Genomic DNA, 23,565 nt, shown 5'->3' with positions numbered 1-23,565 from the left:
TAAGTCGTGGAGGTAGTCATGGACCAACGACAACGCGCAGCGCGTTTATTAGAACGAATTGAAGCCGAACTCAACTGTTTGGGCTTGTGGCAAACGCATTATCCTTCGGCGCAAGCGCTGGAAAGTACAGAACCGTTTGCAATGGATACGCTAGATTTTCACCAGTGGCTACAGTTTATTATGTTGCCGCGTATGTGGGCTATGCTTGATGGCGAACATCCACTACCGCAAAATATTGCCGTTAGTCCAATGGCCACCCATGTCTATCGTGAAGAGCTTGAGCACCATGAAGGGCTAATTTCAAGTTTGCGAGAATTCGATATTCTGCTGAGTGGGGCGGACCCGTTAGCTGAAGATGTCTAATTCAAACTCTGCTTCGAACTCGGAATTGACAATACTTTTCCATGACGACTACTTCGTTGCGATTGATAAACCGAGTGGTTTATTAGTCCATCGCAGTTGGATTGCGCGTGAGGCGACGGAGTTCGCACTGCAAAAGGTACGCGACCAAATTGGCCAACGCGTTTATCCGGTTCACCGTCTTGATCGACCAACCTCTGGTATTTTGCTGTTCGCTAAAGATGCCGATACCGCACGCTTAACCACCGAGTTATTTGCTAATCGTCAGGTACAGAAAACCTACCACGCCGTGGTTCGCGGTTATTTAAGCGATGGCATACTCGATTATCCGTTGAAAGAAGAATTGGATAAAATTGCTGATGCTCAGGCCGACCCGAATAAAGAGGCACAAGAAGCAGTGACTGAGTATCGTTGCCTCAAGCAAATTGAGTTACCGTTCGCTGTTGGGAAGCGTCACGCGACATCACGTTACTCACTAATGGAGCTCAAACCTAAGACAGGTCGAAAACATCAATTACGCCGTCATATGGCGCATTTGCGGCATCCCATTATCGGTGACAGCCATCATGGCGACGGTCGCCATAACCGATTTTTTCGAGAGCATTTTAACCTGCATCGTTTGATGCTGGCGGCAACCGAATTAGCGTTTGAACACCCATATACAAAAACGGCAGTTCGTATTGAACTGCCGTTGCCAGAAGATTTGTTACTGCCGTTTGTTGATTCGAATTAATCAGCTGCACGCAGAAGTTCGTTAATGCCGACTTTTGCGCGTGTTTTTGCGTCAACTTTCTTCACAATAATGGCCGCATACAAACTGTACGAGCCATCTTTTGAAGGTAAGTTACCCGGCACGACAACGGCTCCGGCAGGCACGCGACCGTAATGAATTTCGCCAGTTTCACGATCATAAATACGTGTGCTTTGACCAATGTAAACACCCATAGAGATGACCGCACCTTCCTCAACGATCACGCCTTCAACAATCTCCGAGCGCGCACCAATAAAGCAATTGTCTTCGATAATTGTTGGTGCTGCTTGCAGAGGTTCTAAAACACCGCCAATGCCAACGCCACCTGAGAGGTGCACGTTTTTACCGATTTGCGCACAGGAACCAACCGTTGCCCAGGTATCAACCATGGTTCCTTCATCGACAAAAGCACCAATATTGACGTAAGACGGCATTAGTACCACATTACGACCGATGAATGCGCCTTTACGCACCATTGCTGGTGGTACAACACGCATGCCTTCAGCACGAAAACGGGCATCATCATAGCCAATGAATTTACTATCAACTTTATCGAAGAAGCGGGTTTCGCCACCATTCATCAGGTGATTATCTTGTGTGCGAAACGATAATAGCACGGCCTTTTTTAACCACTCGTTGACGACCCATTGGCCGTCGACTTTTTCTGCGACGCGATATTCACCTTGATCGATTTTCTGAATGACCTCAGTTAAGTCGCGTTGCAGATCAGCGGGGACTCGGCTTGGTGAAATATCCGCTCGTTGCTCAAATGCGGCTTCAATTCGTTCTTGTAGTGTGCTCATGAAATATCCTATAACTACTTGATAATACGCCTGAAACGGCGCTTATTAATGATCGAGTGCAGCAATGATTTGCTCACGCAATAGCTGTTTCTGTTCGTTACTTAAGGCTTCATTACGACGGGTGGTCACGATAAATAAATCTTCCGCCTGCTCGCCAACCGTGGTGATTTTAGCGGTAAGTATGTTTAAATCCAATGCCTGTAGTACTTTTGCGACGCGGGCTACTAATCCGGGCCGGTCAAGCGCGGTTAGTTCAAATGCGGTACGACGAGGATTCCGCTCACTAACAAATTCAACTTTGGTGGCAACATTAAAACTACGCAGTCGTCGTGGTAAACGTCGTTGCGCGCTTGGCGCTGATTGTCGTTGTCGCAATACGTCGTGAAGCTGTTGTTTAAGGGATTCTATGCGACGGATGTCTGTGAGCGGCTCACCGTCGTCTTGAAGTACGACAAAGGTATCCATGACATAGCCATCGCGAGTCGCCAAAATCTGCGCATCGTGAATGCTAAGTGCCTGACTATCTAAGACTGCTGCCACTGCAGCAAATAAGTTTTCGTGTTCAAGATGATAAACAAATAATTCGGTCGTGCCTTGATTGTTTTCATCACCAACGAGAATCAGCGGTAACTGTTCATCCGACTCGAGCTGCAGAATATACTGTGAGTGCCAGGCAATTTGCTCGGGTTGATGCCGTAGAAAATAGTCCGCAGTAAACCGACTCCATAATTCATTGACTGCTTTTGCGGCAAAGCCGAGGCTGAGCAGTAGCCCCATGGCGTGTGCCTGATGCTGATGTATCCGCTGGCGCATTTCGCCAGCCGGTGACGGTTTACTTTGCGCAAGAAATTGTGCGGTTGATTGGTACAAATTCTCTAAAAGTGTCGCTTTCCAGTTATTCCACAAGCTGCTATTGGTGGCGCGAATGTCGGCAACAGTTAAGCAATACAAGTAATCTAAATAGCGACGGTTGCCAACTTGTTCTGCAAATTGTCGTACCACTTCAGGATCATGAATATCACGTTTTTGCGCGGTAACCGACATCACTAAGTGATGGCGTACCAACCAAGCGATCAGTTTGCCATCGTCAGGTTTTAACTCATGCAGGCGAGCAAAGTTTAAGGCGTCAATTTCGCCGAGTTCGGAGTGATCGCCGCCGCGACCTTTGGCAATGTCATGAAATATACCCGCAAGGTATAAAAGCTCGGGCTTATCCATGTTTTTCACAATCTCGGCACACAGCGGAAACTCCTCTGCATACTCCGAATCACTGTAACGGTATAAGTTTCGCACGAGTCGAAATGTGTGTTCGTCAACTGTATACGCATGAAAAAGGTCAAACTGCATTTGTCCAACAATTTGCTGCCATTGCGGTAAATAGTTAGCCATTAATTGATGTTTGTGCATCAGTCGAAATGCGTCGCCGCAGCCGTTGGGGTGACGCAACAGTTGCATAAACAGTTGGCGACATTCCGCGTCACTGTTTAAAGGCTGACGCAATTGCCGACGAGCGTTGCGTAATAACCGAAGTGTTTGTGCTTGTAACTGCTTTATTTGAGGATGTTTTGCCACCAACAACATGCACTGAAGTAAATTACGAGGCTCAGCAAAAACGTTTTCATGTCGAGCGGCAATCAAGGGGCCGTAGGCATCAAAATTGTCGTCAAGTTGCACCGGTTCAACGTGCTTACTGGTCAAGATACTTTGTTCGAAAAACTGCAGCAGCATGTCGTTGAGTTCAGTGACACCAACTACCGCGTTAAAGTAATCTTTCATTAAGGCTTCTACTGCATGTTTGCCCGGCTGACCATAACCCAACCGTGCGGCAACTCCCGGTTGGTAATCAAACAGTAATCGGTCTTCTTTTTTTTCGGCTTCTAAATGCAGAGCAAAGCGGATGCGCCCGAGCAACTGTTGATATTCTCTGAGCTCCAGAAGCTCTTCGGCGGTGATGTAGCCATGCTGAACTAAGGTCTCGTCATTTTGTGTGTGAAAATGACGTTTGGCGATCCAACTGATGGTTTGAATGTCACGTAAACCACCGGGGGTACTTTTGACGTTGGGCTCAAGGTTGTAGGCGGTGCCGTGATAGCGTTGATGACGCTCTTGTTGCTCGGCATATTTGGCTTGATAGTAAGCACGGCTCGACCACGGAAATTCACGTTGAACTTGCCATAAGAATTGCTCTGCTAGGGGTTTGTTGCCGCATAGTAAGCGCTGTTCTAACAAGCTGGTTGCGACGGTGACATCATCTGCCGCTTGCTCAATACACTGGGCTGGAGTTCGGACGCTGTGCCCAACATCAAGACGCAGATCCCACAAAAACTGGATGATATGCTGAATGTTCTCTTGTTCTGCCGATGATAGTGGTTCGGCATGAAGAAACAGTAAATCAATGTCCGATTGCGGATGCAGCGCACCACGACCGTAGCCACCGACAGCAATCAGGCTAAGGTGGCTTTGATCGAGGTGAAATTGTTGCCATAACTGCTGCAGTAATGTGTCGATAAATTCACTGCGGTGGGCGAGAAGAAAATCGATATCCGCGGTGACAAAGGCATCAGCCAGCCAAGTGTGGTAAGCCTCGAGGCATTCGCGCCCCGTACTCAAAGTGACCGGGTTGGGCCAACGGGGAGGGGCGCTAAGCATGATGCATTAACTCGTATGTCGAATAACGCGCGGCAGGTCTTCATCGCTACGCAGAGTTAGCACTTCAACACCATCTTCGGTAACTAATAATGTATGCTCCCATTGGGCGCTCAAGCTGCGATCTTTGGTTAATACTGTCCAACCATCGCGCATTAGTTTGGTGTGGCGTTTACCGGCGTTGATCATCGGTTCGATGGTAAAACACATACCCGGTTGCAGCAGATCGCCCGTGCCGGCTGTACCGTAGTGCAAAATTTGTGGCTCTTCATGGAATATTGCGCCAATGCCGTGTCCGCAATATTCGCGAACAACCGAATAGCCATGTTGTTCCGCATGCTTTTGAATAACCGCCGCAAAATCGCCTGTGCGCATACCTGGCTTGACCATTTTGATTGCCATGTACAAACACTCTTGGGTAACACGTATCAAGCGTTCAGCGAGGATGCTTGGTTTGCCAACGACAAACATCTTCGAGGTATCGCCGTGGTAGCCATCTAATTTCACGGTGACATCTAAATTCATGATGTCGCCTTCTTTGAGCGCCTTTTCATTTGGGATACCGTGACAAACCACATGATTTAATGAGGTGCAGACCGATTTCGGAAAACCGTGATAGTTTAAGGGAGCAGGAACAGCGCCATGGTCAACAATGTAATCGTGACAGATTTTGTCGATTTCTGCGGTGGTTACGCCAGCTTTTATATACGGGCCGATCATTTCTAAAACATCGGCAGCAAGCTTGCCGGCGGCACGCATTTTCTCGATTTCTTCTGGCGTTTTAATACTAATACTCATGAGGCTCTACAAGTTCCTGCTTAAGACAATAAAATTGTGCGTAGTTTACCAGCAAACCACAGCATCGTGAAGCATGGCGATAGGCATAGAAAACTTGATTTATACCGCTGGTTTATGGTATAAAGCGCCCGCAATTTCTGATTGCATGAAAACTAACTTAAACACACACATACATCGACACATAGCTCGGGGTGCCCAAAACACGATTGAACGTTGCGGGTCGAACTATGGGATGTATGGAGGCATAACCCCTTTAAAAGGAAAATTATCATGGCAAACGTGTCAATGCGTGACATGCTGAAAGCTGGTGTACACTTCGGTCACCAAACCCGTTTCTGGAACCCAAAAATGAAGCCGTTCATTTTTGGCGCGCGTAACAAGATTCATATCATCAACCTTGAGAAAACTGTTCCGATGTTCAACGATGCGTTGAACTTCTTGCAACACGTTGCTTCAAACAAAGGTAAAATTTTGTTTGTTGGTACTAAGCGTGCGGCATCAGACTCAGTACAAGAAGCTGCAATCAACTGTAAGCAGTTTTATGTAAATCATCGCTGGTTGGGTGGTATGTTGACGAACTGGAAAACTGTCCGTCAATCAATCAAGCGCTTGAAAGAACTCGAAACCATGAGCCAAGACGGCACTTTCGAAAAGCTAACCAAGAAAGAAGCGTTGGTTAATACCCGCGAAATGGAAAAGCTTGAGAAGAGCCTTGGTGGTATCAAAGATATGGCTGGCTTGCCAGATGTATTGTTTGTAATTGATGCTGATCACGAGCACATTGCAATTAAAGAAGCGAATAACTTGGGTATTCCAGTTATCTCGGTTGTTGATACTAACTCAAACCCTGATGGCGTTGATTACGTAATTCCTGGTAACGACGATGCGATTCGTGCAGTACAACTGTACTTGAATGCAGCAGCGGCAGCTATCAACGACGCGCGCGGCGCAGTTGTTGAAGGTAAAGCTGACGATTTCGTTGAAGCTGAAGAAACTGAATAAAGTCATCTGATTAGAGGACAAATACATGGCTATTACAGCAGCTCTGGTTAAAGAACTGCGCGAGCGCACTGGCGCTGGCATGATGGATTGCAAAAAGGCATTAGAAGAGACCGGCGGCGATATCGACGCGGCGATCGAGAATATGCGTAAAAGTGGTCAAGCGAAAGCAGCTAAGAAAGCTGGTCGCGTAGCTGCTGAAGGTGTAATCCTGACTAAGACTGAAGGTAACGTAGGTACTTTGGTTGAATTGAACTGTGAAACTGACTTCGTTGCACGTGATGACAACTTCTTATCATTCGGTGAGAAAGTTATCGAAGCGGCATTCGCCAACAAAGAAACTGACGTTGAGAAGCTTAAAGCGACCAACATCGGTGATGGTACTGTTGAAGAAGTTCGTGAAGCATTAGTTGCGAAAATCGGTGAGAACATGAACGTTCGCCGCGTTATCACTATTGAAGGTGGTGACTTGGTTGAAGCTTATGTTCACGGCGGTCGTATTGGTGTATTAGTTGCAATCACTGGTGGTGATTCTGACTTAGCTAAAGATTTAGCAATGCACGTTGCAGCTAGCGCGCCACAGTTTGTGAAGCCAGAAGACGTATCAGCTGAAGTGGTTGAGAAAGAGCGTGCAATTCAACTAGATATCGCAATGCAAAGTGGTAAGCCACAAGACATCGCTGAGAAAATGGTTGAAGGCCGTATGCGTAAATTCACTGGCGAGATCAGCTTAACTGGTCAAGCTTTCGTGAAAGACCCATCAATCACTGTTGCAGACTTACTGAAGCAGAAAAGCGCTGACGTTCTTACTTTTGTTCGCTTTGAAGTGGGCGAAGGTATTGAGAAGAAAGCTGAAGACTTCGCTGCTGAAGTTCAAGCGCAAATGGCAGCTGCGAAAAAGGCTTAATGCCAATGACGCTGCCGACGACAGACAGTCGATAATAGAAACCGCATCCTGCTCGGCAGGATGCGGTTTTTTTTAGGGTGAACCCCCTTAAAACCTGAACATGGAGCGAACTGATGACACCAAGTAGCAAACCTGCATACCGCCGTGTACTTTTGAAACTAAGCGGCGAGGCGTTGATGGGCGATGAACCATTTGGCATTGATGCAAAAGTTTTAGACCGCATGGCTCAGGAAATAAAAGAGTTGGTTGAACTGGGCGTTCAAGTTGGTTTGGTGATAGGTGGCGGTAACCTATTTCGTGGTGAAGGTTTAGCGAAAGCGGGTATGAATCGCGTCGTTGGCGACCATATGGGCATGTTGGCCACGGTGATGAATGGTTTAGCCATGCGTGATGCACTGCATCGTGCCTTCGTCAATGCACGTTTGATGTCAGCCATTGAGTTAAATGGCGTGTGTGACAGCTATAATTGGGCTGACGCAATCAGTTTATTAAAATCCGGCCGTGTGGTGATTTTCTCCGCCGGTACTGGTAATCCATTTTTTACCACTGATTCAGCCGCTTGCCTCCGAGGCATCGAAATTGAAGCTGATTTAGTGCTTAAAGGGACGAAAGTCGACGGCGTGTTTTCTGCCGACCCGGTGAAAGATCCTAATGCTAAATTATTCCGTCAAATTAGCTATAATGATGTGTTACAACAGCAACTTAAAGTGATGGACTTGGCGGCATTTACGCTTGCTCGCGACCATAACCTACCTATCCGTGTGTTCAACATGAATAAACCGGGTGCGTTAAGAGCCGTGATTATGGGCGAAGAAGAAGGTACACTAATAGCCAGTGAAAGCGTGATTGAGCAAGCATAAACCAACTTGTTTGTGCATTAAGAATTGAAAGGATAAAAACGTGATAAACGAAATTAAACAAGACGCTAAGCAGCGTATGGAAAAAAGCGTTGAAGCGCTGCGCTCACAAATTTCAAAAGTGCGCACTGGTCGCGCACATCCAAGCATTTTGGATGGCATTATGGTGCCTTATTACGGTGCGGATACCCCGTTGAAGCAATTAGCGAATATCACCGTTGAAGATTCGCGTACATTGGCTATTACCGTATTTGATAAATCATCAAGCGGTGCGGTTGAAAAGGCGATTATGACCTCGGATCTCGGATTGAACCCAGCGGCTGCTGGCACCGTGATTCGTGTGCCATTACCACCGCTGACTGAAGAGCGTCGTCGTGACTTGGTAAAAGTAGTGCGCGCGGAAGCAGAGCAGGGCCGCGTTGCGGTTCGTAATATCCGTCGCGATGCGAATACTGATCTGAAAGAATTATTGAAAGAAAAAGAAATTACAGAAGATGAAGAACGTAAAGCGACCGATGAAATTCAAAAGCTGACCGATACCTACATCGCAAAAATTGATGAGCTGCTGGCAGAAAAAGAAAAAGACTTGATGGAAGTTTAAGCAGTTACTCGTATTCCACGTTGGTGGACAGCGCCGTGTCAGGTATACTCGCACGGCGTTTTTTCTTGTATGGCATCACCTATGACAACAACGGAAGTCTCGACAATAAAAATTCCACGCCACGTGGCAATCATCATGGATGGCAACGGGCGTTGGGCGCAAATGCGTGGCAAGCGCCGCACAGCTGGTCATAAAGCGGGTGCAGAAGCGGTTCGCGCAGCGGTTGAATTTGCTCGTAAAAAGGGTATCGAATCGTTAACCTTGTTTGCGTTTAGTAGTGAAAACTGGAAGCGACCAGAACAAGAAGTTTCAGTACTGATGGAATTATTCATGACCGTATTGAAACGTGAAGTGAAAAAGCTACACAAATACAATGTACGTTTGCGAATCATTGGTGATAAGTCAGCATTTGGTGAACGCTTACAAAAGCAGATGCAGGAAGCGGAAGCGCTGACCGCCAGCAATACCGCGCTAAACCTGAATATCGCGGCGAATTATGGTGGCCATTGGGATATCACCCAAGCGGCGCGTAAATTAGCCGAGCAGGTTGCAGCTGGGCAGCTAACGCCGCAGCAAGTGACTGAAGAGCAACTAGCGAAGCAGCTTGAATTAGCCGATCAGCCTGTGCCAGATTTATTAATAAGAACAGGTGGCGAACACCGAATTAGCAATTTTCTGTTATGGCAATTAGCCTATGCAGAGTTTTACTTTAGTAAGGTATTATGGCCAGATTTTGATGACCGAGAATTTGCAGCTGCCATTGCAGATTTTAGCTGTCGCGAAAGACGTTTCGGACTCACCAGTGAGCAACTGCAACAAGCCATTTTAGATACCGACGTAACAACCGGGGATTAGTTTGCTGAAACAACGTTTATTAACTGCACTTATTTTAATCCCATTAGCTTTATATGCGGTGTTTGGGCTGCCATTGTTATGGTTTGCTATTGCCGTTATCGGGCTAATGACTGCCGGCGCCTGGGAATGGGCACCGCTTATGAATGTAACTCGTACGAGTGCACGTATAGCTTACACTGTGTTTGTTGCTGCTCTTCTCGGATTGTTGATGTGGTTAGTGCCGCTGGACAAAGTTTGGTTGGATGGCGCGCTTGATCCGATCATTTATACGTTGATTATTATTGGTTGCGTATGGTGGTTGGTCGCCACAGCACTGGTAATTAATTACCCGCGAAGCAGAAGAGTGTGGTCTCGCACGCGTTCGATTGTTGGCGTTTTTGGATTGTTGACTCTTATTCCTGCTTGGGCTGGCTTAGTTGCTGTTCGCTCTTTAAATTATGAGGAGCAGCCGTTATTTGGTGGTTTCGCCGTACTGTTTGTATTGCTATTAGTTTGGGCTGCAGACGTCGGAGCATACTTTGCTGGTGTAAAATATGGTCGCAACAAGCTGATGCCCTCGGTAAGCCCAGGTAAAACGATGGAAGGCTTGTGTGGTGGTATTACTTTGGCGTTTGTGGTCATGATGGTATTGGCTCACTGGCTAAAAATACCTGCCGAGCAATTTAGTGGCTACTACATTACCGGTTTAGTGACAGTGGTGGCGTCGGTATTTGGCGACTTGAACGAGAGTATGTTCAAGCGTTGTGCTGGCGTCAAAGACAGTGGCTCATTATTACCTGGTCACGGTGGTATACTTGACCGTATCGATAGTTTAACTGCCGCTTTACCGATATTTACGCTCTCCTACCTGTGGTTTTTAACCTGATATGAAGCAACGCGTTACCATTCTTGGAGCAACCGGTTCAATTGGCCAAAATACCTTGGCGGTAATGGCCAATCACCCTGAGCAATTTGAGCTATTTGCGGTTACCGCCAATGGCAACGTGGCCGACATGGCTGATATATGTCGACGCTTTAAACCACGTTTTGCGGTGATGGCAGACAAGCAAGCGGCGCAACGTTTACAACAAGAACTAAGTGATTGCGATTGTGAGGTTTTAGCGGGCGCTGAAGCTGTTATTGCGGTAGCTGCTGATTCTCAAGTCACTACCGTAATGGCGGCGATTGTGGGAGCGGCTGGTTTGCTACCAACGATGGCTGCAGTGAAAGCAGGTAAACGCGTCTTATTAGCTAATAAAGAAGCGTTAGTGATGTCTGGTCAGTTATTTATGGATGCGGTGGCCAAATACGGTGCAGAGTTATTACCTATCGATAGCGAGCACAATGCGATCTATCAGTGTTTGCCTCCTGAAGTGCAACAGCCGCTTGGACACGCTGATTTGGCGACTGCCGGTATTCACCAAATTTTACTGACAGGCTCTGGCGGCCCTTTTCGTGAGCTACCAATAGCCAAACTTGCGGAACAAACACCTGCGGCAGCGTGTAACCACCCAAACTGGTCGATGGGCCAGAAAATCTCGGTCGATTCGGCGACGATGTTGAACAAAGGCCTTGAGTATATTGAGGCGCGTTGGTTGTTTAACTGCAAAAAAGACCAGATACAAGTATTGGTGCACCCGCAAAGCGTGATCCATTCCATGGTTAGTTATATCGATGGTTCAGTAATTGCGCAATTGGGACAACCGGACATGCGCACGCCAATCGCTTATGGCCTCGGTTATCCCGAGCGTATTGAGAGCGGTGTTCAGGCGCTTGATTTTCTACAACTGAGTGAACTGACCTTCATGTCCGCTGACGCGGCACGCTATCCGTGTTTGCAATTAGCAATCGATGCGTGCTGGGAAGGGCAGTGGGCAACCACTAGTCTCAATGCTGCGAATGAAATTGCGGTGGCGGCATTTTTACAAGAACGCATTCCATTCACCGCAATTGGTGATATTTGTGATAGGGTGTTACAGCAATTAAACACCGTTGAATTAACATCGGTTGAAGCGCTAATTGAACTCGATAAAGAAGCGCGTGCAGTAGCACGACAGCAAGTGGAGCAAGTTTCGTAATGGGTAGTATTATTTGGTCGCTTGGTGCGTTCGTCATTACCCTTGGAATTTTGGTGACCTTTCATGAGTTTGGTCATTTTTGGGTGGCGCGTCGTTGTGGCGTTAAAGTCCTTACCTTCTCGGTCGGTTTTGGAAAGCCCATTTGGCAACGCCAAGCAGCCGATGGCACGGTCTATCAAGTTGGTATGATTCCACTTGGTGGTTATGTGCGCATGCTTGATGAGCGCGTAGATGATGTGCCTGTTGAACAACGGCACTTAAGTTTTAACTCAAAATCTGTGGCGCAGCGTGCTGCCGTGATTGCCGCCGGACCACTTGCTAATTTTATTCTCGCGATAGCTGTGCTGTGGCTTATGTTCTTGATTGGTGTGCCGTCGGTTAAACCAGTGATTGGCACCACGACACCGAACTCAATTGCCGATGCGGCAGGCATTGTAACGCCAGCAGAAATTGTTTCTGTGGATAATAAGCGCACCGCTGATTGGCAACAAGTAAACCTGAACCTTGCTGCTGCACTTGGCAATAACCAAGTTTTACTGCAAACGCGTGACGAAAATAATCGCTTGCGCGATTACACCTTGGATATTTCGCAATGGCGATTGGATGACAGTCAGCAACCGACGTTTTTAGCAATAGGTATGCAACCCTATCAGCCCGAGGTATCTCTTGAACTGAGTTATGTTGCGGAAAATTCACCAGCCGCGCAGGCTGGATTGCAGTTGCGTGATAAAATTCTTGAATTTAATGGAACTCCTGTTACTGATTGGCCTCAAACGAGAGACTTAATCGTACAAGCGCCGGGACAACAGGTCGACTTAACTATTGAACGTAATGGCGAACAGCGAGTTATTTCGGTTCGTCTCGGTAGTCGAGAAGTGAATCAGCAAGATATTGGCTTTTTAGGGGTAGAGCCGACCGTCGCACCATATCCTGAAGAGTACCGATTCACGCAACAATACGGTGTATTGGAAGGCCTCTGGAAAGGCGCTGAGCGCACATGGGAACTTATGGTTCTTAGCGTGAAAATGATTGGTAAGCTGGTTACCGGAACAGTTTCTGTTAGTAATTTGAGTGGGCCAGTTGCGATAGCGGAGGGAGCTGGAGCGACAGCCAGTTATGGATTCGTTTATTTTTTAGGGTTTCTAGCATTAATTAGTGTCAACTTGGGCATCATCAATTTAGTACCGCTACCGGTATTAGATGGCGGACACCTCGCATTTTTGGCCATAGAAGGCGCCAGAGGTAAACCCGTTTCAGATCGTGTTCAAGAGATTTGTTACCGTATTGGCGGTATTCTAATTTTTGCGTTAATGGCGATTGCAATCAGCAATGATATTTTGCGATTGTCTCAATGAAACGACATGTACAACATAAAACAATTAAGTAGCACAGAATGACGTTGAAACAGCTGTTTTTAAGCGCCCTCGTTGCAGCGGCGTCACTGCCGGCTTACGAGGCGAGTAGTGCAGAAAATAATTCACAAATAAATTTCGAAAAATTTGTCGTTGAAGACATTCGTGTTCGTGGTTTGCAGCGAGTCGCACTAGGGGCTGCGCTAACCTATATACCAATTCGAGTGGGTGACGAAGTAGATGCTAGCCGCATCCGCGCGAGTATTCGGTCGTTAAACTCGGCTGCATACTTTGAAAATATTGTCGTTAAACGCGACGGTAATACGTTAGTTTTCGAAGTTATTGAACGCCCAACAATTGCCAGTATTGAATTTGACGGTAACAAAGAAATTAAAGACGAGCAGTTAGAAGAGAGCTTAACGGACAGTGGTATTGTTGTCGGTGAGCAACTTGACCGCACCATGATCTCGTCAATTGAAACTGGGCTCGAAGATTTTTTCCACGGCGTTGGTAAATATAACGCGTCTGTTGAAATTAATGTGATTGAATTGCCCCGCAATCGTGTTCGTTTAGAACTGAAATTTGAAGAAGGCGATTCAGCAGAAATTCAACAGATTAATATTGTTGGTAATAGTAGTTTTACCGATGAACAGTTATTAGCCGACTTTGAATTGAAAGATAAATTGCCATGGTGGAATTTCATTGGCGAACGCCGTTATCAGAAACAACAGTTGTCCGGTGACCTTGAGAAACTAGAGAGTTTCTATCGCAACCGAGGTTACCTTGCTTTCCAGATTGAATCTGTCCAAGTCAGTATGACACCAGACAGAGAGGGCGTATACATCACGATTAACGTGAATGAAGGCGAAGTATATGACGTTCGCGAAGTAAACGTCATTGGTGATTTGAAAGGCCATGATGACGTGATAAAGCGACTTACGTCAATCGACCCGGGTACTCGGTATAATGCTGAGCAAATTACATTCCTAGAAGATGCTATCTCGCGTTATTACGGTCGTTTTGGCTATGCCTATCCTGAAGTGCGTGCTATTCCAGATATGCAAGAAGGGAGCAACGAAGTTGATTTGACCTTCTCGGTTAATCCTGGGCAACGGATTTACGTCGATAGAATCAATTTTATTGGTAACAACATTACCGCTGACGAAGTGTTACGTCGAGAAATGCGCCAACTTGAAGGCGCGCCACTGAATGACCAATTGATTGAGCAAAGTAAAGTTCGTTTAGAGCGCTTAGGTTATTTTGAAACAGTTGAAACATCGACCCGCAAATCGGATACCGAAGACGACCGCGTAGAAGTTGATTTTACGGTGAAAGAGCAACCGTCAGGAAGTTTTAATTTCACCTTAGGTTACGGCGACTATTCTGGTTTCCAAATTGGTCTTGGTTTGTCACAAGAAAACTTCTTAGGCTCGGGTAACCGAGCTGCGATTAATGTGAACACGAACCGTTATAATAAGAGCGCCTCGGTTTCTTATACCGACCGATATTTAACCAAGGATGGCGTGAGTTTATCTGGTCAGCTCTACGTGAGCGAGTTTGATGCGGGTAACCTTGAAAACTATATACGTTACAACAAGAAACAATACGGTATTGGTAGCTCAATCGGCTTCCCAATCAATGAAGTGACAAGTTTAAACTTTGGCGCGACGTACCGAAATGAGCAGATTAGTAACGTCGATAGCTATGAGCAAGTTTCACGCTTCTACCGCCCTTATTTGGATGAGCAAAACCCGAATTTAGGTGTGAAATTTGACATCTTTGAGCTTTCAGCAGGCATTAGCCGAGTGACATTGAATCGTGGCATGTTCCCTACGGCCGGCTCGTCAAATAGTTTAAGTGTGGAAGTGGCCACGCCAAATAGCGATGTGAATTACTTCCGCACGAACTATGACTATCGCCAATATTTCCCAATTACTGATAGCCATAGTTTTGTGTTTATGACGCGGTTACGGATTGGCTATGGTAACGGGTACGGAACCGATGAGAACGGAAACGAATACTTATTCCCTTTCTATGAGAACTTCCGCTTAGGTGGCCGCGATAACTTGCGCGGGTTTGAAGGAAACACCATTGGTCCACGCGCTATTTATCGGTATCCGCAAACGATTCCAGGCCAACCTGGTTATGATGGTATTCCACCCGGACTTCCTGCGTACCCTGGCGCAGACCAAGTTGCGGTAAGCCAATATTCAGTTGGTGGTAATGCAATGGCCGTAGGTGGGTTAGAATTGATTGTACCTACGCCGTTTATATCTGAAGAAAACAAAAATACGGTTCGTACCAGTTTTTATATTGATGTAGGTAACGTGTGGGATACGGAGTTTGACTACGCAACTTATAGCCAACTTGAGCTGCTTGGTAACTCAGAACCATTGAAAGATTACAGTGAGCCATCGCACTATCGCGCAGCGGCTGGTATTTCTATACAATGGATTTCACCAATGGGACCAATCACGTTATCATTCGGTCGGCCGATTAAATCAGAAGAGACCGATCGTACGCAGACGTTTACGTTCAATATCGGTACAACATTCTAATAAGTATCAAGGAGTTAATAGTGAAAGCTATCGTTAAATCTAGTATCGCAGTTGCTTTATTGTCATCTGCATTGTTTGCCAATGCGGCAGAAGCGCAACAGAAGATTGGTTTTGTTAGCATGCAAGAAGTTTTGTCTAACTTGCCACAAGCTCGTAATCTTGAACAACAAATTCAAGATGAGTTCAAAGGTCAGATTGAAGAAGTATCTAAACTTGAAGAACAAATGCGTGCTTTAAGTGAAAAAGCGCAGCGTGATGCATCGATCATGTCTCCAGCTGAGCGTGTAAAAATGGAACGCGAAATGGAAATGCTTGACACCACGCGTCAATTGAAAGTTAAAGCCCTTCGTGAAGACATGAATCGTCGAGGTAATGAAGTGCGTGATCAGTTAATGACTGAGGTCATGCGCAATGCTCAAGCTGTTGCCAGCGAGCAAAATTACGATGTGGTACTGCAAAGCAGCGCGCTCATTTATGCGGCAGATTCAGCTGATTTGACTGACGAAGTTGTCAATAAAATGACTGGTGGAAACTAAGTTAATGCAAACACTAACGTTGCAGCAGCTTGCTGACGCAATTGGTGCAGAAGTGCAGGGCGATGCCGCCCTCACGATAACCGGTGTTGCTACACTTGCCTCGGCTCAGCCGGGGCAAATTGCCTTTTTAGCCAATGAAAAATATCGTAGCCAACTTGATACTTCGCATGCGAGTGCGGTCATTGTGGCTCCCGATGTTGATGTCCCGAAAGGCATGTCGGCCTTGCGTACACGTAATCCTTATGCGGGATTCGCAAAAATTGCGCAGTTACTCGATACCACACCGAAACCAGCTGAAAGCATTCATGCCAGCGCGCAAATTCATCCCAGTGCAAAAATTGGGAAAAACGTGGCGATTGGAGCGAACGCAGTCATTGCTGAAAACGTGGTATTAGCCGACAATGTCACGATTGGTGTCGGCTGCTATGTTGGACCAGGCACTCAAATTGGTGCAAACACGCAACTTTGGCAACATGTTGTGATTTATCACAACTGTGTTATCGGTGAGCATTGCTTGGTGCATGCTGGCACCGTGATAGGAGCCGATGGTTTTGGTTGGGCTAATGAAGCTGGTAAGTGGATTAAAATTCCACAGCTAGGCCGCGTCGTCATTGGCGATCGTGTTGATATCGGTGCGAGTACCACCATTGACCGTGGTGCACTTGACGATACGATTATCAGCAATGGCGTGATTATTGATAATCAGTGCCAAATTGCGCATAACGTGTTTATTGATGAAGACACAGCGATTGCAGGCTGTACCGTTTTAGCGGGAAGCTGCCGTATTGGCAAGCGTTGCTTAATTGGTGGCGCAACTGCAATTAATGGTCACATTTCAATTTGCGACGACGTACAAATCAGTGGTTTCTCAATGGTTATTAAGGAAATTACTGAACCTGGCGCCTATGCTTCAGGTATTCCTGCTGCCCCACAACGGGAGTGGCGGCGCAATGGGGCACGTTATCGTCAGTTAGACGACTTGTTCCAGCGCGTTAAGAAAATTGAAAAACAACTCGAACAATAATTAATTAATGATAAAACGAGGATGACGCTTTGTCTGCAGATGGCGCATTTGATATTAAAGAAGTTCTTCGGTTATTACCGCACCGTTATCCATTTTTGCTCGTGGATAAAGTGGTTGCTTGTGACAATAAAACAACCATTCATGCGGTTAAGAATGTTTCGGTTAATGAACCTATTTTTACCGGGCATTTTCCCGAAAACCCGATTTTCCCGGGTGTATTAATCCTAGAAGCACTAGCGCAAGCGGCTGGTTTGCTTGGTTTCAAAATTACCGAAAGCAGCCCTGGCACGAATGACCTATACTTATTTGCAGGTGTTGATAACGCGCGCTTTAAACGGCAGGTGTTACCAGGTGATACCATGAACTTGCATGTAACGTTTGAAAAAGAACGCCGCGGTATCTGGGTGTTTAAAGGTCGTGCGGATGTTGACGGTGAGTTAGCATGTAGCTGCGATATCATTTGTGCAAGAAGGGAAGTCTAAGTGATTCATCCAACCGCGATTATTGATGACTCAGCACGCATTGGCAACAATGTTGAAATTGGTCCGTACACGATTGTTGGGTCACATGTTGAAATTGGTGACAATTGCGTCATTGGCCCCCACGTGGTGTTGCGTGGGCCAACGGTGTTGGGTAAGAATAACCGAATTTTTCAATTCGCATCGGTTGGCGAAGATTGCCAAGATAAAAAGTACAACGGTGAACCTACGCGGTTGGTGATTGGCGATAATAATGTCATTCGTGAGTGTGTAACTATTCATCGCGGTACGGTGCAAGATCAGGGATTAACCCAAATCGGTAGTAACAATCTGTTGATGGCTTATGTGCATGTTGCTCATGACTGTATGGTGGGTGATAACGTCATTCTTGCGAATAACACCACCTTGGCTGGACATGTGCATGTTGGCGACTGGGCGATTCTGGGTGGGTTTACCGGTGTGCATCAGTTTTGTCACATTGGTGCACATGCATTTACAGCGGTTAATTCAGTCGTGGTACAAGATATCCCCCCTTATATTATGGCGCAAGGACACAATGCGGCGCCGCGCACAATTAACGCCGAAGGGTTGAAGCGTCGCGGTTTCCAACCGAATCAGATTCTGAATATTAAGCGCGCATTTAAATTATTGTACCGCCAAGGTTTGACGATAAGCGAGGCGGTGGAAAAAATGCGCGATCTCGATGCTGATACTGAGCTGTCACCCTTAATTGATTTTGTTCAGAACAGCCAGCGTGGCATTATTCGTTAATTTCATTAACGACAAGGTACCATGACAACCTCAACAGCTCCTCTCATTGCGGTGATTGCCGGCGAACATTCGGGTGACTTACTCGGTGCCGGCATGTTGCGCGAGCTCCGCCGATTATACCCAAATGCTGAATTCATCGGCGTTGGTGGACCATTGATGCAAGCGCAAGGCCTACAAAGTCTCGTGCCCATGGAAGATTTGGCGGTAATGGGAATTGCTGAGGTGTTGGGTAGTCTGTTTAAACTGCTTGGCCACCGTCGCTTGCTGGTGAATACCTTTTTAGAGCGTCGCCCGGATGTTTTTATTGGTATAGATGCGCCAGATTTCAATTTACCTATTGCGAAACGTCTAAAAGCTGCCGGCATCAAAACCGTGCATTATGTCAGCCCTTCAGTGTGGGCATGGCGTCAAGGTCGTATTCATGGCATTAAACAAGCCGTGGATCATGTGTTGTGTCTATTACCATTCGAAAAAGCTTTTTACGATGAACACGAACTCGCGGCCACCTTTGTTGGGCATCCATTAGCCGATGCTATCCCAATGCAATGGCAGAAGAGTGATGCTCGTGCGCACCTTCAGCTTGATAACGTTTCACAATGGATTGGTGTTTTACCTGGCAGTCGCAAAGGCGAAATTGCACGCATGGCGCCATTGTTTTTGCAGGTTGCTAAGCGATTATATGCAGATAATCCAGCTTTAAAATTTGTGACGCCAATGATCAGTGCTGCGCGAGCCGAACAATTCAAAGTACTCCAGCAACAGATAGCGCCTGAACTCCCGTTAACGATGATTGATGGCCAGTCTCGTGACACCATGGCGGCGTGCGATGCGTTGTTACTTACATCGGGTACGGTTACTTTGGAAGCCATGTTAATTAAGCGACCAATGGTGGTTGCCTATAAATTTAACTGGTTAACGTATCAATTGATCAAGCGGCTGTTTAAAGCCCGATTTTTCAGTTTGCCTAACTTGCTCGCTGATGCGTTATTGGTTCCAGAATTCGCGCAAGAAGAGGCGACGGTTGATAATTTGACGGCAGCACTCGCATTACAACTCGAGCCGCAAGCTGAGCAAACAGTTGCGCGATTTGCTGAATTGCATCATCAATTAAAACAACATGCTGACGTGTTAAGTGCGCAAGTTGTGAGCCAGTTAATTTCTGATTAAGTGTCGATTATTCGATTTTTTCGAATATAAAGCCGCGAATTTCTCAATAATCATTCGATAACTTACCCGTTATACTCTATTCCAAGACATTCGAATTATCTTTAAGGAGATCGTCATGGGATTACTCGTCGACGGAAAATGGCAAGATAAGTGGTATGACACCGATAGTACCGGTGGCAAGTTCGAGCGCAGTGCGGCGCAGTTTCGGAATTGGATTGAAGCTGACGGCAACGCAAAATTTCCGGCACAAAGTGGTCGTTATCATTTGTATGTAAGTTTTGCGTGTCCTTGGGCGCATCGCACGCTTATTTTTCGTCAATTAAAAGAACTTGAATCACACATTAGTGTGTCTGTTGTGCATCCGTTGATGCTTGAAAACGGCTGGGAATTTGCAGATCAACCGCTAAATGATGGTCTATATAACTTAGACTTTCTGTATCAACTTTATCTAAAGGCTGATAGTCATTACAGTGGTCGCGTTACCGTTCCGGTACTTTGGGATAAACAACAACAAACCATCGTAAGCAATGAATCGGCGGATATTATTCGCATGTTTAATAGTGCTTTTAACGATATCACGGGCAATACGTTAGATTTTTATCCAGAGAAACTTCAACAAGACATTGATACCATCAATGACTACGTTTACGACCGCGTAAACAACGGTGTTTATAAGTGCGGCTTTGCTACCCAGCAAACTGCCTACGAAGAAGCATTTGAAGAGTTATTTGAGGCGCTTGATAAGTTAGAAGAGCGACTTGCGACGCAATCCTATTTGGTCGGTGAGACGTTAACTGAAGCAGACTGGCGTTTGTTTACCACATTGGTGCGCTTTGATTCCGTCTATGTGGGTCATTTCAAAACGAACAAGCGTCGTATTGTCGACTATCCTAACCTTTGGAACTATGTGAAAGCGTTATATCAAGTACCTGGTATTGCCGAAACGGTCGTTATGGATCATATCAAGCAACATTATTACGGCAGTCATCATATGATTAACCCGACAGGTATTGTTCCAGTGGGTCCTCAGATTGATTTTTTATCGTCGCACACGCGTAAAGAGGTGGTGTTATGAGTAATGTCATTTTAAGTCGTCACCGCGGTATGCCAGCTCAAGATGGCGCCGGTGTGAAATTGACGCGTATTGTGAACCAGCCAAGTCTGCGTTACCAAGATCCATTTTTAATGCTGGATGAGTTTCGCTCGGATAATCCAAACGATTACATCGCAGGATTTCCACCGCATCCGCACCGAGGTTTTGTTACTTTAACTTACATGCTGGCAGGTCGCATGGAACACAAAGATTCCAACGGCAATACCGGTGTGGTTGAGGCTGGTGGTGCTCAATGGATGAAAGCAGCACGCGGAATTATCCACGCCGAAATGCCAAAGCAAGAAGACGGGTTGATGTGGGGATTTCAACTTTGGATTAACCTGCCGGCTGCGCGCAAAATGGAAGCTGCCGATTGGGCGGACTATCCGCAAGCTAAGCTTGGGGTGGTAAATTATGACAACGCGGAAGTTCGCGTCATTGCCGGTCAATTAGATGGCCAAGAAGGGCCAATACAGCAACCTGAACAGCGGTTTCTGATGCTCGATGTTCGGCTCGATCAAGATGCAGAGCTAACGGTTCCAAGTCAACAGCAACAAACGCGTTTAGCCTATGTTTATGCCGGAACCGTGACCGTGAATGACAAACAAGTTGAACGTGGTGAATTAGTGCGCTTGAATCAAACCGATGACTTGCAGTTGAAATCGGTTAACAGTTCGGTGGGCATGATAATTCTAGCTGGCGAACCAATTGGTGAACCTATCGCGCAGTATGGACCCTTTGTGATGAATTCACAGGCAGAAATTGAACAGGCGTTGCGTGATTATCAATCGGGTAAACTAACCGCCTAACTAAGTTTCGGTTTCACTGAGGTGCCATTCAATAAGGAGAGCTTATGTCTGCAAGTATGCAAGTCATTGTTGCCGGTGAGCAGCAGAAGGTTCAATGGCAACACCGACTACAGCCACAAGTCGCTGCCGACGAAATACTCATTAAAGTTGCCTACAGTGGTATGAATCGAGCCGATTTAATGCAGTTGGCGGGGCATTACCCGCCGCCACCAGGGGCCTCTGATGTGCTTGGCTTAGAGGTGAGTGGTGTGGTTCATGTTGTCGGCACAAATGTGGGAGCCTTTAAAGTTGGCGATCGCGTGTGTGCGCTGTTAACCGGTGGCGGCTATGCGGAGTATGTCGCCGTACCCGCAGCACAAGTATTACCCGTTCCGGCAAAAATGGATCTTGCGCAAGCAGCGGGTATTTGTGAGGTTTTTGCCACGGCTTGGTATAACGTCTACGGTTTAGCGGCTGCACAACCGGGGGAACGCATTCTCGTCCATGCAGCGGCAAGTGGCGTTGGCCAAGCCTTGTTACAACTAGCACGTGAACGAGGTAATCCAACCTTCGCAACCGCGGGTAGTGACGAAAAACTTGCTCAAGCACAACAACTTGGTGCAGAAAAAGTGTGGAATCGCCGCAACGGTAGCTTTGTGGATGCGGTGAAGGCATGGGGTGGTGTCGATATCATTTTAGATCCAGTTGCTGGCGATTACGTGGCATGGGATCAACAAGTGCTGAATCAAGACGGTCGTTTAATTATTATTGGTTTAATGGGTGGGCGCGAGGCGCAACTTGATGCCGGTAGATTACTGATGAAACGCCAACGTATTATTGGTAGCACCCTAAGAAGCCAGCCGCTGCAAGTAAAAGCACGCATAATGGCCGAGTTATATGCTCATGTTTGGCCGTTATTTGAACAAGCAAGAATAACGCCAAATATTGATGAGGTAATTCCGGTTGGCGAGGTTGAGCAAGCCTTTCAGCGATTACGAGATAATGCCACGCAGGGTAAGCTAATTTTGGTTTGGTAGAAAAGAAGTGGTGGAGGGGGCAGGATTCGAACCTGCGAAGGCTGAGCCGTCAGATTTACAGTCTGATCCCTTTGACCGCTCGGGAACCCCTCCACGCGAGGGCGGCATAATAGCAGATTGAGAGTCGCTGTAAACCCGTTTATGATGATGCCATTGGAATTTAACAACGAAGTGAACCAATGAGCCCAGCAAAGTCAGTGGATGCTATACCTCTTGAAGTCGATGAAGAAATTGCTAGATTTCTTGACCGGTTGTGGTTAAAGCAGGGCGTGAGTCAGCACACCAGTGCAGCGTACCGTACTGATCTACGTAGTTTTCAGCGTTTTCTCAGTGAATATCAACAGTCGCAATTGCTTCAAGTAACAAGTACAGACCTTGAGCGCTACTTGTTGTGGCGCAGGCAAAATGGTTTTTCGCCACGTAGTACCTCTCGAGCGCTTAGCGCACTGAAGAAATTCTATCAGTATGCGGTAGCTGAGCGATTGTGCACGAGTGACCCGACCACACGCTTGGCTCGCCCGAAACAACCACAATCGATTCCACACAGTTTGTCTGAAGCGGAAGTTGAAGCGTTACTGACCGCTCCCGATATTGACGATCCGGTACAACTTCGCGACAAAGCCATGCTTGAAGTATTGTATGCAACCGGATTGCGAGTGACCGAATTAGTCAACTTACAAGTCGATCAAATCCACTTTCAGCAGGAGCTCGTGCGTGTTGTCGGTAAAGGCAATAAAGAGCGCTTGGTGCCATTAGGTGAAGAAGCCTTAGACTGGTTACAGCGCTATTTTCAAGACGGTCGTCTGCAATTGCATGCGCAGCCCAGCGACTGGGTATTTGTGACACGTCGCGGAGGGCCTTTGACGCGACAAGCATTTTGGCATCGAATTCGTTATTATGCCCAACGTGCAGATATACGTTCCCATTTGTCGCCGCATACATTACGTCATGCGTTTGCAACACACCTATTGAACCACGGTGCCGATTTGCGGGTGTTACAAATGTTATTGGGTCACAGTGACTTATCAACCACACAGATTTATACACATGTTGCGCGCGAACGTTTGCAGCAATTACACGCAAGCCATCATCCGCGTGCTTAGTTACTATTCGACAGCAGTTAAAT

General features: G+C 46.6%; 23 protein-coding genes and 1 tRNA gene. 20 read left to right on the top strand and 4 right to left on the bottom strand.

What is annotated here, in order from left to right:
- Positions 1–18: 18 nt before the first annotated feature.
- The gene (locus tag CWI76_RS03455; protein ID WP_092855290.1) at positions 19–363 is read left to right on the top strand and encodes a YqcC family protein; all 345 of its coding nucleotides are present in this window, start codon (positions 19–21) and stop codon (positions 361–363) included.
- Entirely contained in the window at positions 356–1,093 is a 738-nt protein-coding gene (truC, locus tag CWI76_RS03450) for a tRNA pseudouridine(65) synthase TruC (RefSeq protein WP_126758960.1), read from the top strand. Before CWI76_RS03455 ends, truC begins: the two co-directional genes overlap by 8 nt.
- Here truC and dapD read toward each other — a convergent pair.
- Genes dapD through map form a run of 3 tightly spaced genes read right to left on the bottom strand, consistent with a single transcriptional unit; the run spans position 1,090 to position 5,358 of the window.
- Positions 1,090–1,914 carry a 2,3,4,5-tetrahydropyridine-2,6-dicarboxylate N-succinyltransferase gene (gene dapD, locus CWI76_RS03445; protein ID WP_126758959.1) on the bottom strand — a complete coding sequence of 275 codons (825 nt, stop codon included), beginning with the start codon at positions 1,912–1,914 and terminating at the stop codon, positions 1,090–1,092. The genes truC and dapD overlap by 4 nt on opposite strands.
- Before the next feature lie 45 nt (positions 1,915–1,959).
- Positions 1,960–4,563, bottom strand: a complete 2,604-nt coding sequence (gene glnD / locus CWI76_RS03440; RefSeq protein WP_126758958.1) for a [protein-PII] uridylyltransferase — start codon at positions 4,561–4,563, stop codon at positions 1,960–1,962.
- A 6-nt stretch (positions 4,564–4,569) separates the two neighbouring features.
- Entirely contained in the window at positions 4,570–5,358 is a 789-nt protein-coding gene (map, locus tag CWI76_RS03435; protein WP_126758957.1) for a type I methionyl aminopeptidase, read from the bottom strand.
- A gap of 270 nt (positions 5,359–5,628) precedes the next feature.
- On the opposite strand from map, the gene rpsB reads away from it, so the two are divergent.
- The 17 genes from rpsB to CWI76_RS03350 all read left to right on the top strand — a co-directional run bounded on the left by rpsB (position 5,629) and on the right by CWI76_RS03350 (position 22,439).
- Positions 5,629–6,360 carry a 30S ribosomal protein S2 gene (gene rpsB, locus CWI76_RS03430; protein ID WP_126758956.1) on the top strand — a complete coding sequence of 244 codons (732 nt, stop codon included), beginning with the start codon at positions 5,629–5,631 and terminating at the stop codon, positions 6,358–6,360.
- A gap of 25 nt (positions 6,361–6,385) precedes the next feature.
- Positions 6,386–7,264, top strand: coding sequence for a translation elongation factor Ts (tsf, locus tag CWI76_RS03425; RefSeq protein WP_126758955.1), 879 nt, complete (start codon positions 6,386–6,388; stop codon positions 7,262–7,264).
- A gap of 113 nt (positions 7,265–7,377) precedes the next feature.
- On the top strand, positions 7,378–8,124 hold the full coding sequence (pyrH, locus tag CWI76_RS03420; RefSeq protein ID WP_092855274.1) for a UMP kinase: 747 nt from the start codon (positions 7,378–7,380) through the stop codon (positions 8,122–8,124).
- A gap of 76 nt (positions 8,125–8,200) precedes the next feature.
- Positions 8,201–8,722 carry a ribosome recycling factor gene (frr, locus tag CWI76_RS03415; protein WP_404409981.1) on the top strand — a complete coding sequence of 174 codons (522 nt, stop codon included), beginning with the start codon at positions 8,201–8,203 and terminating at the stop codon, positions 8,720–8,722.
- 81 nt (positions 8,723–8,803) lie between these two features.
- On the top strand, positions 8,804–9,577 hold the full coding sequence (gene uppS / locus CWI76_RS03410; protein ID WP_126758953.1) for a polyprenyl diphosphate synthase: 774 nt from the start codon (positions 8,804–8,806) through the stop codon (positions 9,575–9,577).
- A gap of 1 nt (position 9,578) precedes the next feature.
- Positions 9,579–10,442, top strand: coding sequence for a phosphatidate cytidylyltransferase (locus CWI76_RS03405; protein WP_126758952.1), 864 nt, complete (start codon positions 9,579–9,581; stop codon positions 10,440–10,442).
- 1 nt (position 10,443) lies between these two features.
- Positions 10,444–11,634: a 1-deoxy-D-xylulose-5-phosphate reductoisomerase gene (ispC, locus tag CWI76_RS03400; RefSeq protein WP_126758951.1), complete on the top strand. Its 1,191-nt coding sequence runs from the start codon at positions 10,444–10,446 to the stop codon at positions 11,632–11,634.
- Positions 11,634–12,989 carry a sigma E protease regulator RseP gene (gene rseP, locus CWI76_RS03395; RefSeq protein ID WP_126758950.1) on the top strand — a complete coding sequence of 452 codons (1,356 nt, stop codon included), beginning with the start codon at positions 11,634–11,636 and terminating at the stop codon, positions 12,987–12,989. Before ispC ends, rseP begins: the two co-directional genes overlap by 1 nt.
- Positions 12,990–13,027: 38 nt before the next feature.
- Complete coding sequence (gene bamA / locus CWI76_RS03390; protein WP_126758949.1) at positions 13,028–15,544, top strand: outer membrane protein assembly factor BamA; 2,517 nt, start codon at positions 13,028–13,030, stop codon at positions 15,542–15,544.
- Between the two features lie 20 nt (positions 15,545–15,564).
- The gene (locus CWI76_RS03385) at positions 15,565–16,080 is read left to right on the top strand and encodes an OmpH/Skp family outer membrane protein (RefSeq protein WP_157980798.1); all 516 of its coding nucleotides are present in this window, start codon (positions 15,565–15,567) and stop codon (positions 16,078–16,080) included.
- Between the two features lie 4 nt (positions 16,081–16,084).
- Positions 16,085–17,104 (top strand): UDP-3-O-(3-hydroxymyristoyl)glucosamine N-acyltransferase, encoded by a 1,020-nt coding sequence (gene lpxD / locus CWI76_RS03380; RefSeq protein WP_126758947.1) that lies wholly within the window; start codon positions 16,085–16,087, stop codon positions 17,102–17,104.
- A 29-nt stretch (positions 17,105–17,133) separates the two neighbouring features.
- Positions 17,134–17,586 (top strand): 3-hydroxyacyl-ACP dehydratase FabZ, encoded by a 453-nt coding sequence (fabZ, locus tag CWI76_RS03375; RefSeq protein WP_126758946.1) that lies wholly within the window; start codon positions 17,134–17,136, stop codon positions 17,584–17,586.
- On the top strand, positions 17,587–18,354 hold the full coding sequence (gene lpxA / locus CWI76_RS03370) for an acyl-ACP--UDP-N-acetylglucosamine O-acyltransferase (protein ID WP_126758945.1): 768 nt from the start codon (positions 17,587–17,589) through the stop codon (positions 18,352–18,354). It abuts the gene before it with no gap.
- A gap of 21 nt (positions 18,355–18,375) precedes the next feature.
- Positions 18,376–19,521 carry a lipid-A-disaccharide synthase gene (gene lpxB, locus CWI76_RS03365; protein WP_126758944.1) on the top strand — a complete coding sequence of 382 codons (1,146 nt, stop codon included), beginning with the start codon at positions 18,376–18,378 and terminating at the stop codon, positions 19,519–19,521.
- 115 nt (positions 19,522–19,636) lie between these two features.
- Positions 19,637–20,596: a glutathione S-transferase family protein gene (locus CWI76_RS03360; protein ID WP_126758943.1), complete on the top strand. Its 960-nt coding sequence runs from the start codon at positions 19,637–19,639 to the stop codon at positions 20,594–20,596.
- Positions 20,593–21,423, top strand: a complete 831-nt coding sequence (locus tag CWI76_RS03355) for a pirin family protein (protein WP_126758942.1) — start codon at positions 20,593–20,595, stop codon at positions 21,421–21,423. The genes CWI76_RS03360 and CWI76_RS03355 overlap by 4 nt, the downstream gene beginning before the upstream one ends.
- Before the next feature lie 44 nt (positions 21,424–21,467).
- Positions 21,468–22,439: an NAD(P)H-quinone oxidoreductase gene (locus tag CWI76_RS03350; RefSeq protein ID WP_241967939.1), complete on the top strand. Its 972-nt coding sequence runs from the start codon at positions 21,468–21,470 to the stop codon at positions 22,437–22,439.
- A gap of 8 nt (positions 22,440–22,447) precedes the next feature.
- Here CWI76_RS03350 and CWI76_RS03345 read toward each other — a convergent pair.
- Positions 22,448–22,532: transfer RNA gene (locus CWI76_RS03345), tRNA-Tyr, on the bottom strand.
- A gap of 86 nt (positions 22,533–22,618) precedes the next feature.
- Between CWI76_RS03345 and xerD the strand changes: the two genes are divergently transcribed.
- Complete coding sequence (gene xerD / locus CWI76_RS03340; RefSeq protein WP_126758941.1) at positions 22,619–23,542, top strand: site-specific tyrosine recombinase XerD; 924 nt, start codon at positions 22,619–22,621, stop codon at positions 23,540–23,542.
- The last annotated feature ends 23 nt before the right edge of the window (positions 23,543–23,565 follow it).

Source organism: Pseudidiomarina marina, assembly GCF_003987045.1.
Classification (GTDB): domain Bacteria; phylum Pseudomonadota; class Gammaproteobacteria; order Enterobacterales; family Alteromonadaceae; genus Pseudidiomarina; species Pseudidiomarina marina.
This window is presented reverse-complemented; position numbering and strand designations above follow the sequence as displayed.